The organism is Capnocytophaga ochracea DSM 7271 (genome assembly GCF_000023285.1).
GTDB lineage: Bacteria > Bacteroidota > Bacteroidia > Flavobacteriales > Flavobacteriaceae > Capnocytophaga > Capnocytophaga ochracea.
Genome location: NC_013162.1, coordinates 1,276,252 through 1,288,698, shown reverse-complemented (window position 1 = coordinate 1,288,698; position 12,447 = coordinate 1,276,252). Strand labels below are relative to the sequence as shown.

Annotated in this window: 13 protein-coding genes; 4 read left to right on the top strand and 9 right to left on the bottom strand. The window is 42.0% G+C overall.

From position 1 onward, the window contains the following. The first annotated feature begins 146 nt into the window (after window positions 1-146). The 4 genes from COCH_RS05465 (at window position 147) to tsaB (ending at window position 3,392) form a co-directional block, all read left to right on the top strand. Window positions 147-1,037 carry a fructose bisphosphate aldolase gene (locus COCH_RS05465; protein ID WP_015782285.1) on the top strand — a complete coding sequence of 297 codons (891 nt, stop codon included), beginning with the start codon at window positions 147-149 and terminating at the stop codon, window positions 1,035-1,037. 118 nt (window positions 1,038-1,155) lie between these two features. Further along, on the top strand, window positions 1,156-2,028 hold the full coding sequence (locus tag COCH_RS05460; RefSeq protein ID WP_015782284.1) for a hypothetical protein: 873 nt from the start codon (window positions 1,156-1,158) through the stop codon (window positions 2,026-2,028). Further along, window positions 2,028-2,705 (top strand): 16S rRNA (cytidine(1402)-2'-O)-methyltransferase, encoded by a 678-nt coding sequence (gene rsmI / locus COCH_RS05455; protein ID WP_015782283.1) that lies wholly within the window; start codon window positions 2,028-2,030, stop codon window positions 2,703-2,705. Before COCH_RS05460 ends, rsmI begins: the two co-directional genes overlap by 1 nt. A gap of 51 nt (window positions 2,706-2,756) precedes the next feature. Beyond that, window positions 2,757-3,392, top strand: coding sequence for a tRNA (adenosine(37)-N6)-threonylcarbamoyltransferase complex dimerization subunit type 1 TsaB (gene tsaB / locus COCH_RS05450; protein ID WP_015782282.1), 636 nt, complete (start codon window positions 2,757-2,759; stop codon window positions 3,390-3,392). 9 nt (window positions 3,393-3,401) lie between these two features. Here tsaB and COCH_RS05445 read toward each other — a convergent pair whose 3' ends face one another. From COCH_RS05445 to COCH_RS05405, 9 genes are all read right to left on the bottom strand, one after another. After that, complete coding sequence (locus COCH_RS05445) at window positions 3,402-4,121, bottom strand: 3'-5' exonuclease (protein WP_015782281.1); 720 nt, start codon at window positions 4,119-4,121, stop codon at window positions 3,402-3,404. A 32-nt stretch (window positions 4,122-4,153) separates the two neighbouring features. Further along, the gene (locus COCH_RS05440; protein ID WP_015782280.1) at window positions 4,154-5,308 is read right to left on the bottom strand and encodes a serine hydrolase domain-containing protein; all 1,155 of its coding nucleotides are present in this window, start codon (window positions 5,306-5,308) and stop codon (window positions 4,154-4,156) included. A 30-nt stretch (window positions 5,309-5,338) separates the two neighbouring features. Beyond that, window positions 5,339-5,686: a DUF2149 domain-containing protein gene (locus tag COCH_RS05435; RefSeq protein ID WP_002674860.1), complete on the bottom strand. Its 348-nt coding sequence runs from the start codon at window positions 5,684-5,686 to the stop codon at window positions 5,339-5,341. Then, on the bottom strand, window positions 5,683-6,282 hold the full coding sequence (locus COCH_RS05430) for a MotA/TolQ/ExbB proton channel family protein (RefSeq protein ID WP_015782279.1): 600 nt from the start codon (window positions 6,280-6,282) through the stop codon (window positions 5,683-5,685). The genes COCH_RS05435 and COCH_RS05430 overlap by 4 nt, the downstream gene beginning before the upstream one ends. A 47-nt stretch (window positions 6,283-6,329) precedes the next feature. Continuing rightward, entirely contained in the window at window positions 6,330-7,085 is a 756-nt protein-coding gene (locus COCH_RS05425) for a patatin-like phospholipase family protein (RefSeq protein ID WP_009417408.1), read from the bottom strand. A gap of 189 nt (window positions 7,086-7,274) precedes the next feature. After that, the gene (gene feoB / locus COCH_RS05420) at window positions 7,275-9,272 is read right to left on the bottom strand and encodes a ferrous iron transport protein B (RefSeq protein WP_015782278.1); all 1,998 of its coding nucleotides are present in this window, start codon (window positions 9,270-9,272) and stop codon (window positions 7,275-7,277) included. Between the two features lie 40 nt (window positions 9,273-9,312). Beyond that, window positions 9,313-9,555, bottom strand: a complete 243-nt coding sequence (locus COCH_RS05415) for a FeoA family protein (protein ID WP_009419080.1) — start codon at window positions 9,553-9,555, stop codon at window positions 9,313-9,315. A 245-nt stretch (window positions 9,556-9,800) separates the two neighbouring features. Next, window positions 9,801-11,672 (bottom strand): tRNA uridine-5-carboxymethylaminomethyl(34) synthesis enzyme MnmG, encoded by a 1,872-nt coding sequence (gene mnmG, locus COCH_RS05410; RefSeq protein ID WP_015782277.1) that lies wholly within the window; start codon window positions 11,670-11,672, stop codon window positions 9,801-9,803. A 36-nt stretch (window positions 11,673-11,708) separates the two neighbouring features. Further along, window positions 11,709-12,185, bottom strand: a complete 477-nt coding sequence (locus COCH_RS05405; RefSeq protein WP_015782276.1) for a hypothetical protein — start codon at window positions 12,183-12,185, stop codon at window positions 11,709-11,711. Window positions 12,186-12,447: the final 262 nt, after the last annotated feature.

Sequence of the window (12,447 nt, the reverse complement as noted above, 5' to 3'; positions counted from 1 at the left end):
TTCCTCATTTTCTCATTTTCTAATTTGCTAATTTTCTAATTTTCCCCGCCGTGTGGCTCGTATTATTACCATTTCCAGTATTATTAATTTTTGTCAATTAAAAAATATTTCGTACCTTTGTACTATCTTTTAAACAGTAACACACTATGAAAAAAGAACAACTCAAACAAATGAAAGATGGCAAGGGCTTTATCGCAGCCCTCGACCAAAGTGGCGGTAGTACCCCAAAAGCCCTTAAACTTTACGGTGTGAATGAAGACCAATATAGCAATGAAGACCAAATGTTTGACCTCATTCACCAAATGCGTACCCGCATCATCAAAAGCCCCGCTTTTAACAGCCATAAAATTATCGGTGCTATCCTTTTCGAACAGACAATGGATAGAAAAATCGACGGTAAATACACCGCCGATTATCTCTGGGAAGAAAAACATATAGTCCCCTTCCTTAAAGTCGATAAAGGCTTAGAAAGCTTAGACGCCGATGGCGTTCAACTGATGAAACCTATAAACGGTCTTACAGAACTCTTAGAGCGTGCCAATGAGCGCCATATCTTCGGAACCAAAATGCGTTCGGTCATTAAAAAAGCCTCTCCTGACGGTATTGCACGAGTGGTAAAACAGCAGTTTGAGATAGCCAAACAAATCGTAAAAGCAGGACTCGTGCCTATTATAGAGCCCGAAGTAGACATCAATATCCCCGATAAATCACCTGCCGAAGCTATCTTGCGCGACGAGATAAGAAAACACCTCGATGCCCTCCCCGATACTTTCAACGTGATGCTCAAACTCTCTTTGCCAACTATTAACAATCTCTACAAAGAGTTCACCAAGCACCCTCGTGTAGTGCGTGTAGTCGCCCTTTCAGGAGGTTACCCAAGAGAGAAAGCCAATGATATCCTCGCCGAAAACAAAGGCGTAATCGCCAGTTTCTCAAGAGCACTTACCGAAGGACTCTCAGCTCAGCAAACCGATGCTCAGTTCAACGATACTTTAACTCACACTATCGAAGGTATTTACGAAGCTTCAATTAAGTAATCTAAAAAAACAGACTGCTCCAAAAAGATTTTCTGAGGCAGTCTGTTTTTTTGTTATTTCTTTATTATTCAAAAATATTTTATATCTTTGCCACATCTTAACTAAAGAATAGCAATCTATGAAAGAAGAATTAGAACAAAGTTTAGTAGCTCTCGCTACCGAAATTATTGCTAAACAAGGGAAACTTAACCTCATAGAACTCAATAGACAGGCTCATAAATTAGCTGAAAAAATCACTATATTGAGTTTCGTTGATAAATATTATCAAGACTTAGGTGCTAATGAAAACCGAAAAAACTCAATGATGAAAAAAGTATCCAATTTCATTGATGAAAATCAAGAAAAAGATATTTTCGACATCAAAGTAGAAGCTACCGAAGTGCAACCTATTGCTGCTAAAGGACAAACAAAAGAAAAAGCTTCGTTTGTAGCAATGGAACCAAAACCCGTTCAAAAACAAACTACAAAAATAGCGCAACCCCAAGTAGATGTACGCCAGCCCGAACCCGAATGGGCAGTACCTGTGGAACAACCCAAAAGAGTAGAAACATCTCAAATAGATTTTGCAATCGAGCAACCTCAGCAAGTAACACAGCCCGAACAGTTTATTGAGCAACCTCAGTACACCGATGAACAACGTATCTTAAAGCAATCCCCTTCCTTAGAAGAGTTTATCTCTCAGTCTAAGAACACAGTATTCGATAGAAAAGAAACTGATGAGAATATAAAACCCGTACAATCTCTTAACGATAAGTTAGGTAAAAATGCTCAAATAGGTTTAAATGATAAATTGGCTTTTATACAAAAACTCTTCCTTGGTAGTGAAAGCGAATATAACAAAGTTGTAAAACATATCGGAGAACTCAATACAATGCAAGATGCTGTTTTATACTTAGAACAAGAAATAAAACCTACTTACAACTATTGGAAAGACAAAGAGGAATACGAAGAACGCTTCCTTTCTCTCCTTCTCAAACGCTTTGAAGTGTAATGAGCAAACTCTATCTCATTCCTACCCCCATAGGCAATCTCGAAGATATAACCTTGCGAGCACTTCGTTTGCTCAAAGAGGTTGATATCATCTTAGCCGAAGATACGCGCACCAGTAGTAAGCTTCTCAAACACTACGATATCCATACTCCTATGCAGAGTTACCACCTGTTCAACGAGCACAAAGTGGTAGATGGTTGGGTACAGCGCATCAAAGGGGGTACTACCGTAGCACTCATCACCGATGCAGGAACACCTGCCATTTCCGATCCCGGCTTCTTGCTTACACGTGCTTGCCTTACTGAGGGAGTAGATGTAGAATGCTTACCAGGAGCTACAGCCTTTGTGCCTGCCTTGGTAAACAGTGGTTTGCCTAACGACCGTTTTACCTTCGAAGGCTTCCTTCCCGATAAAAAAGGACGACAAACACGCCTCTCTCAACTCACAACTGAAACCAAAACGATGATTTTCTACATCTCCCCGCATAAATTGCTCAAAACCCTCACTGACTTTATCACCACTTTCGGTACCGACCGTCCTGCGAGTCTCTCACGTGAGCTCACTAAACTACACGAAGAGACCCAACGTGGCACCCTCCAACAACTGTTTGACCACTATAAAGACAAAAATATCAAAGGAGAAATAGTTCTTATTGTTTCTGGGAAAAGTGAAAAATAAACAGTCGCTTTTGCGTCACACATTCCCCCTAAGTTGAAAAATACAACAAAAATGATTATCCTTCACATAGAAACTTCAGGGCTCAATTGCTCGGTAGCCCTATCAAAAGACAATCATATTCTTGCAGAAAAATCTGAGAATGCAGGCAAGTTTACCCATTCCGAAAACTTACATCTCTTCATTGAAGACGTAATGCAACAAGCCTCCTTGCCTCTTTCTGCGGTTGATGCTATAGCCGTAAGTGCAGGTGCAGGCTCTTATACAGGTTTGCGCATTGGTATTGCTAGTGCCAAGGGTCTTTGTTTTGCTTTGGAGAAACCTTTAATTGCTATTCCTACCTTGCAAATCCTCGCTCACCAAGCTCAGGGTAATTGTATTATCCCTATGCTCGATGCTCGCCGTATGGAGGTGTATAGTGCTGTGTTTAATAGTGCTTATCAGTTTGTGAGTCCCACTGAAGCTAAAATCCTCGATGAGCATAGTTATCAAGAAGAACTAAATAGGGGTAAAGTAACTTTTTTAGGTGATGGCAGTACGAAGTTTGCTACTATCTGTAAGCATCCTAATGCTGTATTTATACCCAATGCCTTTCCTGAGGCAAAAGATATGCTTCCGTTTGCTATAGAAAAATATACAAAACAAGACTTTGAAGATATTGCTTATTTTGAACCTCAGTATTTAAAATAGAAGTAAAAGTTAATGCCCTACAATTAGGATTTCATCATCGGTTAGAAGCTCTTCGTTCCGGAAACGTAGCAGTATTTGGGCTACTGTAATAGTATCTTTTTCACAATAAGTAGCGATGCGATCTACATCGCCTTCATTGTAGAACACATCACGCACTTCGCTACCATTAATATCGTCCTTAGGCGAAGGAATGCCCAAAATATGAGCCAAGAGCTTCAGCGAAGTGAAGTGTTTATAATCGCCAAATTTCCATAGTTCAAGAGTATCGAGATGCGGAATTTCCCAAGGTTTCTTACCAAAGAGCTGTAGTTTTTGAGGAATAGGAATACCATTGATAATCATACGTCGCGAAAGGTAAGGAAAGTCAAACTCTTTGCCGTTATGAGCACAAAACAATTTATTAGCGCGTGAAAAGTGTTCTTCTACCAAACGTACAAAATCTTTTAACAACACTTCTTCCTCTCCCACAAACGAGGTAACCCTAAAAGTGCGTTGCTGATACCGAAAAGAAAAGTAGCCTACTGATATACATACAATCTTACCAAACTCCGCCCAAATACCTGCACGGTCGTAAAATTCTTCAGCAGTAAACTCATCTTTCCGCTGATATCGTGTCTTTTCCTCCCACAGTTCTTGTTCTAAAACCGAAAGCTCAGCGTGTTGTTCATAGAGTGGTACCGTTTCTATGTCTAAGAAGAGAATATCTTCAAGATTAATCTTGTTAAGCATTTTTACTATTAATTTAAAGTCTCATCGCTCTACTACCCTCTAACACCTAAAACCTTATATGCCTCATCTATATAATCATAAATGTCTTGTGTAAACTTACTGCCTTCAGGAGAGGTATCAGCAGTGCGATGTCCTAAACGCACAATGATGACTTTATCAGTAGGATTTACAATTACGTATTGTCCCAAATGTCCGCGCATCATAAAGAAATGGGTATCTTTATAGTCTAATAACCACCAACCATAGCCGTATTCTGGACTCTCGGCAAAGCGCGGTTGTACGGAAGTCGCCACAAAAGTAGAGTCTAATAGCTGTTTGCCATTCCACTTACCATTATCTCGATAGAGTTTCCCGAGGCGGGCAAAATCACGTGCATTCGAAGCAATACAACAATACGCTTTTTCGAGTCCGCTTTCTTTACTGTCTAATTGCCAAAGAGCATCGCTCTCACAACCCATCGGTTGCCATAAGCTCTCAGTGAGATACTGAGTAAGGGTCTTCTTTGTAGCTTTCTCCAATACCATTCCCAAAAGGAAAGTATTCCCACTGAGGTATTTATAGGCTTTCCCAGGAGGAGAAACAATCCTCAGTTGGAGCATCTTTTCTCTAAAATGTTTATCAAAATAAGCACGTGTGGTAATAGAAAACGGATTGTAATACGCCTCGTCCCAGTCAAGCCCTGATGCCATAGACGAGAGGTCGCCTACCGTAAGCTGAGCTCCGAAGCCTTTTTTGTACTCAGGAAAGAAATCGCTTACTTTTTGGTCGAGACTCTTGATATAACCATCGGCAATAGCCTTACCCAAGAGCGCCGAGACATAACTCTTTGCCATAGAAAACGAATTGCTCTTGCTCTCAGTATTATAGCCTTCAAAATACTGTTCGTGCCATATACTATCACCTTTGATGATAAGGAAAGCTACCGTTCCGTATTTCTTGTGAGCATTTTGTAACTCGGGGGTTTCGGGTATTTTGTTGTAATCCGCTGAAAGTGGCCAAGGCTGAGGAGTAGGACTTTTAGCAATTGTACGATTGTCAAAATAGGTATAATCATCAAGGAAAGTAGTAGTATGCCCCGTGCCGTAGACCACCACTACTGCTTTGAGAATATATCCATAGCCCGCCACGTAAAGGGTTCCTATGAGTAGTAGCAGTACAACAACGAAATTAATGAGAAACTTTTTCATATTTAATTTTTTAATAGGGTTTATTTATGTTTATTCTTCATCAGGTAATAATATAGTTTCGCCATTCTCGGTTTCGTACATTACCCCGAGACGTTTACCTTTTTTCTGAGTGGTAGAAGCATCGGGGGTTGCACCTTCTACTGTTTTATATTTAGTGATTTTCTGCCCTTCACGACGAAGGATTTCCATATCATCACCTTTCTTCTTTACAATGGTAAAATCTTCACCCGAAAAGAAATCTGCCATATTCAGGTTCATCACCATCGATACCATTAAGGCAACGGCAAAGACCATCGCCACGTCAAAGAGGTTTACCACTACACTTAGCGGGTCGGCATCATCGTCTTTGAGTCGGGATATGCGTCGGTTTGTCTTCATTGTCTTGCGGGTTGAGTTAATACTCTACTTACATATTCAAGGTTGTTGATTTCTTTGCTATACCAGCGTTGTTTGAACTGCAAAGTTACCAACCCTACTAAACTAATCACTAAGCCTACAACGGTGGTGGCAAATACCACTTGCATATTACTCGCCATCTTTGAAATGTCTCCGGTGGAGAGCCCCGTAAGTGCCGGACTCATAGCAATAAGCGTACCGATGAGCCCTAAAACGGGACCTACTTTCGCCAACAGCTTGGAGGTGGCTATGTCTTTTTCGCCTTCATTCTCGAAGTTGGAAATCATATAGTCGTAATATGCCTCGTCGGGTATATGACTAAGAATATCACGCAAGTATTGGGTGTAAAGAGCATTATCGCGTGCGGGCAATAGGGCTTTAAGCTGTTCTGCGCTTTCGGGTGTGAGCGTCCTGATGGCTTCATTCAACTGTTTGTCGTTTTTGTATTTAGTGATGATGCGATTGTAGAAACTACCTACCAATAATAAAGCGCGCACAAAAAGTACCAAGAGTACGATAATGTCGGGTATCAGCAAACTATCCGATACCAAGAACAGAATTTTAGAAATTTCACTCATAAAGTTAATGTCTTAATTTACCAATTTGTCAATGTTGCCCCTACTCATTAGCTAACTGACAAATTAGCTAATTTGGTAATTGTTTGTTCGTATCCATATTCGAAGGCGTGATCGAGCATTTTAGTATCGAGTACGCCTACATTGCTGAGATTATGTAGTAGCAAGTGGTCACATTTTTTGAACTTGCGGTTATAATTGCCATCCATAGTGATGTTGTAAATCCGTTGCATAAACTGGAACGAGTTGCTGAGTTCCTTCTCGGTAATCGTTTCTAGCGGATTCACAAAGCTCCCTATAATTCTATCACATCGGTCTTTGAGGGGTTCTATGGGGAAGTTGTTCAGCAGTCCCCCGTCGCAATATAAACTGTCTCCTATTCTCACCGGTGAGAAGTAAGGCGGTAATGCCGACGATGCAATGAGGGGCTGAATGAGCTCTCCTTTGCTAAAATACTGTACTTTACCATTCAGCAGATTGGTAGCTGTTACCACTAAGGGCAATCGCAAGTCTTCAAAAGTCGGACATTGGAATTGTTTTTTAAAGAACTTGGTATATTTAGCACTATCTACTAATCCCACTTTTTTAAAAGTGAGCATCGACCATTTGAACACAGGTGTTTCCTTAAAAAAATGCACCATATCCTCGGGCTTTACCCCACAAGCGTAGAGTGCCCCAATGAGTGCTCCACCACTGGTACCCGAAATAATTGAGGGTTGCAAGCCTTTTTCTTCCAAAGCCTTTAACAATCCAGCGTGTGCCAAAGCGCGCACCCCGCCTCCTGAAAATACTAAACCTAACTTCATAAGTTCCTCACCCCCTCCGTTCTCCCCCTCCCCAAAAGGGAGGGGAGGAGGAAATCCGTAAAAGGGAATTTATTCTTTATATTGTTTGTTACTTTTATAATTTTACTTCCTCTCTCTTTTTAGCTTGCCCCTCTCCTCGGGAGTAGCCAACGAGGGATCGCAGTTGGGTATGTGAGAACGGGGAGAGGATTATCTAATTAAAATAAATGCCAGCATTGCACTCACGTAGGCAACTCCCGTCATAAATATCCATTGGATAGCTGTCCATTTCCAGCTATTGGTTTCTTTGCGCACTACGGCAACAGTGCTGAGGCACTGCATTGCAAAAGCGTAATAGAGCAAGAGCGAAATACCGGTGCCGAGTGTGTATACAGGCGTACCATCAGGGCGTACTTCAGCGCGCATTTTTGTCAAGATAGTACGTTCTCCCTCTTCGCCTTCGGTATCCAAATCTTTTCCTAAACTATAAACCGTTGATAGGGTACTAATGAACACCTCTCGCGCTGCAAACGAGGCTACTACCCCTATACTGATTTTCCAATCGTAGCCCAGCGGACGAAATACGGGCTCTATCCCTTTGCCTATGTAACCCAAAAACGAGTACTCAAGACTTTGGGCTTCTATGTAATGTGCTTTCTGCTCGGCTGTCCACTGGTGAGTTTGTGCCAACTGCTCGGCAGTAGCCTCTATGCTGTTGTACTTTTCTCCTACTCCGTGAGACCCTAAGAACCACAAAAGTATCGAAATTGCTAAAATGAACTTCCCCGCTCCTACTACAAAGCCTTTGGTCTTCTCGTATACAGTGAGGCATACATTGCGCAAAAGCGGAATTTTATAATCGGGAATTTCTGCGATAAAGAAACTGCTGTTCTTGTGCATCTTCAGTACTTTGTCTAAGATGAAAGCCGATAGCAAAGCTACCGCAAAGCCCAAAAAGTACATCGCAAAGAACGTCCACGCTTTATAGCTAATCCAGCAAAAATCACCGTCTGGGATTACCAAGTTAATGATGATGAGATATACGGGCAAACGTGCCGAACAGGTCATAAACGGAGTAACAAGTATGGTGATTAGGCGTTCTTTCCAATTCTCAATATTGCGGGCAATCATCACGGCAGGTACAGCACAAGCTGCTCCCGAAATCAGAGGAACAACACTCTTACCACTAAGCCCAAAACGACGCATTACATTGTCCATCAAGAACACCACCCTACTCATATAGCCACTTTCTTCCAATAGGGCAATCAAGGTGAAGAGTACAGCTATTTGGGGGATAAACACTGTGATACCTGCGATTCCTGGTAGGATACCCTCTATTAGTAATTCGCTAAGTGCCCCAGCAGGTAGTTTAGTAGCAAGCCATTCCCCAAAAACATTGAAACCGTTTTCTATCCAATCCATTGGATAGCTCGACCAAGTAAATACTGCTTGGAAGATAAGCAAGAGTATCGCAGCAAACACCACATAGCCAAAGAAGGGGTGTATGAGGAAGCGGTCGAGACGTGCTCGAAGCGTCTGTGCTTTGCGCTGGTCTACCGTATATGTCTCTTTCAGTATTTTGTTGATAAACTGATAGCGAAGTATCGTTTCTTTTTGCTGTTTGCGCCGTTGCTCACTTTCCGACGTGCCAAAAGTCATCGCCTTTAAGCGAGAGATATCTACGCAAGGAGTAAGCGACAGTTGTTGATAATTTACAATCGCTTCTTTCAGTTCTGTAAGTCCTTCGCCTTTGCGAGTACTAGTGAGCACAACTTTCGTTTGCAAGACCTCAGCTAATTTTTCCACCTCAATACTGATACCCTTTTTGTGCATCTGGTCTACCATATTGATAACAAGTATCGTAGGCAACCCAAGGTCTTTTACTTGGGTAAAGAGCAAGAGATTTTGCTTAAGGTTACTCACCTCACACACCACTACCACCACATCAGGATAATGAGGCTCAGAGCTATGTGTAAGCACATTTACAGCCACGTGCTCGTCTTCCGAGCTTGGGTTGAGACTATAAGCGCCCGGCAAGTCTATGATTTCGGCTTGCTGGGTATCGGAAAGCTTACAGTATCCTATTTTTTTTTCCACGGTAATACCAGGGTAGTTGCCTACCTTTTGGTTCAAGCCCGTCAATGCATTGAAGAGCGAACTTTTACCGGTATTAGGGTTGCCCACAAGGGCGATTTTTAAATTTGCCAATTTGTTAATTTGCTAATTAAATTGCTTGTGCAGCTTGCACCTAATTTGCTAATTCTATCGCTTTTGCCATATCCTTTCTAATCGAAAGATATGCCTCATTCATACGGATATAGATAGGGTCACCAAAAGTAGCTTTTTGGAGCACCTCCACTTCACTACCCGCATAACAACCTAAATCAATGAGTTTCTGAGGTATTTTAGCAATATCAATATCTTGTATAAGCCCTTTTTCGCCTTTTTTTAGATCGGCAACAGTACAAGCACGGTTGCGCACTTCTTCCATAACGATTATTATTATTTAGAATGATTTTGAGTGCAAAGGTAGTAAATAATTTTAATTCTACAATACCATAACTGCCGATAACAAATGTAATATCTATAAAACAAAAACCTAAACACCGCATTACGCTAAATGTTTAGGCTCTAAGTTAATCTTCCCTTCTCAATTCCTTTATTTTGCAATCGCCTGTATGGCTCTCTCCCGCCTGTCGTGCTACGAATGCCTCTCGTGCTACGACCTCACGCCAATTATCTTCCCATATATATCAGCAATATACTGATATCCGCTGGCGATACCCCACTGATGCGTGAGGCTTGCGAAAGGGTAACAGGGCGTATCTTTTTCAGCTTTTCGCGCCCTTCAAACGAGAGCGATACTATTTTGTCGTAATCAAAGTTGTCGGGAATGCGCACACTCTCCAAGCGGTTGAGTTTATCAGCATTATTGCGCTCTTTTTCTATATAGCCGGCGTATTTCACCTCCACTTCTGCGCAGGTTTTTTCTTCTTCGGTAAGTTCGTTATTCTTTATATATTCGGCAATACGGTCTATAGCCTCAAAGTCAGCAAGAGTTACATCGGGGCGAGAAAGTACCTTTTGGAACTTGTCGCCTTGTTTCATTGGTGATGACTCGTATTTTTCGAGTATAGGGTTTACCTCTTCGGGGGTAACACTCAATTCCTTTATATAAGTGATAAATGCACTCACCTTGCGTTCTTTGGCTTCCCACGCACGATAGCGCGCTTCACTTACAGTACCTATTTCATACCCTAGCGGAGTCAATCGCCTATCAGCATTATCCTGTCGCAAGAGGGTGCGGTATTCAGCACGTGAGGTAAACATACGATAAGGCTCTTCGGTGCCTTTGGTAATGAGGTCATCAATCAAAACTCCTATATAAGCCTCGTCGCGTTTCAGTACAAAAGGAGCTCGCTCGCGTATTTTCAGCACCGCATTCACGCCTGCCATTAGTCCTTGTGCAGCGGCTTCTTCATAGCCCGTAGTTCCGTTGATTTGCCCCGCGAAGTATAAGTTTTCTATAAGTTTCGTTTCAAGCGTATGTTTCAGCTGGGTAGGCGGAAAATAGTCGTACTCTATCGCATACCCTGGACGGAAAAACTTCACCTTCTCAAAACCTGCTACCTGACTCAGGGCAGCATATTGCACTTCTTCGGGCAAAGAAGTCGAAAAGCCATTCACGTACATCTCTACGGTATGCCAGCCTTCGGGCTCTACAAACAGCTGATGATGGTCTTTGTCCGCAAAACGATTAATTTTATCTTCTATCGAAGGGCAATAGCGCGGACCCACACCGTGGATAATGCCCTGAAACATAGGCGAACGGTCGAAGCCCGTGCGCAATATATTATGTACGCGCTCGCTGGTGTATGTCATATAGCAGTCTTTTTGCACTGCGAGCGGCTGTGTTTCAGCAGAGAAAGAAAACTTTTGCGGATGCTCATCGCCCGGTTGAGGAATCATCTTACTGAAATCAAGCGAACGCGCATCTACGCGTGGAGGCGTTCCTGTTTTCATACGTCCCGCCTCAAAACCGTGTTGTACAAGGCATTCGGTGATGCCGTATGCTGCGGGTTCACCTGCACGCCCTCCGCCAAACTGTTTCATTCCTATGTGCATCACTCCGTTCAAGAAAGTACCATTGGTAAGCACTACACTCTTCGCTTTGATAGTAATCCCCAACGAAGTGCGTACTCCTACTACCTTGTCTTTCTCAATCAGAAGGTCGTTTACCATTCCTTGAAAGAAATCAAGTGTAGGCAGACTTTCCAACTGTAATCGCCACGCTTCCGAAAAACGCATACGGTCAGATTGTGCACGCGGACTCCACATAGCAGGACCCTTCGATTGGTTGAGCATCTTAAATTGAATGGCGGTTTTATCAGTGATAATCCCCATATAGCCCCCCAAGGCGTCTATTTCGCGCACTATCTGCCCTTTGGCAATACCTCCCACAGCAGGGTTACAGCTCATTTGGGCGATATGTTGTAAGTTCATAGTAATCAGTAGTGTGCTGGCTCCCATATTGGCAGCTGCAGCGGCAGCTTCAGCACCTGCGTGTCCTCCGCCCACTACTATCACATCGTATTCAGTTGTAAACATTTGTCTAATTTGCAAATGTGCTTATCTGCTTATTTGCTAATTTTTCTTTAGAAGTTTATACAGTTCTTTGATACTCTTTTCGAAGCGTTTGATGAGTTTAGGATTAGTTACTTTACTGCGTAACTGAGGTTGTTCATACCAAGCGGTATCAGCTCCTGCCCTACTATGACTCAGTTCCAACTGGTTGTCTATATTTACAATAAAATAATAATCAGAAGGAAAATAAGCGTCTTTTTCATCAAAGAACACAATAGATTTCGGTAGATAAAAATCTCCATATTCATAGGTAGTGTGAGGTTTTTCAGTATTCCACACTACGGCATACTTAAAACCTTTGGCATTGTCCCAGAAAGCCAACGACGATGTTTTCTGAGGAAGCTCAAAAATCTGCAAGGCATCTTCGGGAATGAAAGCACTGAGTTGTATGATTTTATTGAATAAATCAACGGTAATCACCTCGTTCCTTAATGGGTGACCGTGTAGTTTCCTCTCTCTGTAATAGATTCTTGGCATAACAATTCAAACTCTTTTAAGTGTGCAAAGGTACAAAATAAAATCATAACTAAAAAATGATATGCAAAAAATAACATTTTTTCTCTTTCTAAATTCCATTTTACAACCGTCTCACATACACCTCTCCTCCCTCCTACCTCCTCCTTTGTTTCACTACACTTTATTCATCTTATCATTACACTTTGCCAAAATTTCAAACTTAGCAAAGTTAATATAGCTCTCTTTGTCTTTTGCTCTCCCTTTTAAGCCTCTCCCAATCCCC

Coding starts and splice junctions, on each gene's coding strand:
- COCH_RS05465 (WP_015782285.1), top strand. CDS start 147: ATGAAAAAAGAACAACTCAAACAAATGAAAGATGGCAAGGGCTTTATC.
- COCH_RS05460 (WP_015782284.1), top strand. CDS start 1,156: ATGAAAGAAGAATTAGAACAAAGTTTAGTAGCTCTCGCTACCGAAATT.
- rsmI (WP_015782283.1), top strand. CDS start 2,028: ATGAGCAAACTCTATCTCATTCCTACCCCCATAGGCAATCTCGAAGAT.
- tsaB (WP_015782282.1), top strand. CDS start 2,757: ATGATTATCCTTCACATAGAAACTTCAGGGCTCAATTGCTCGGTAGCC.
- COCH_RS05445 (WP_015782281.1), bottom strand. CDS start 4,121: ATGCTTAACAAGATTAATCTTGAAGATATTCTCTTCTTAGACATAGAA.
- COCH_RS05440 (WP_015782280.1), bottom strand. CDS start 5,308: ATGAAAAAGTTTCTCATTAATTTCGTTGTTGTACTGCTACTACTCATA.
- COCH_RS05435 (WP_002674860.1), bottom strand. CDS start 5,686: ATGAAGACAAACCGACGCATATCCCGACTCAAAGACGATGATGCCGAC.
- COCH_RS05430 (WP_015782279.1), bottom strand. CDS start 6,282: ATGAGTGAAATTTCTAAAATTCTGTTCTTGGTATCGGATAGTTTGCTG.
- COCH_RS05425 (WP_009417408.1), bottom strand. CDS start 7,085: ATGAAGTTAGGTTTAGTATTTTCAGGAGGCGGGGTGCGCGCTTTGGCA.
- COCH_RS05415 (WP_009419080.1), bottom strand. CDS start 9,555: ATGGAAGAAGTGCGCAACCGTGCTTGTACTGTTGCCGATCTAAAAAAA.
- mnmG (WP_015782277.1), bottom strand. CDS start 11,672: ATGTTTACAACTGAATACGATGTGATAGTAGTGGGCGGAGGACACGCA.
- COCH_RS05405 (WP_015782276.1), bottom strand. CDS start 12,185: ATGCCAAGAATCTATTACAGAGAGAGGAAACTACACGGTCACCCATTA.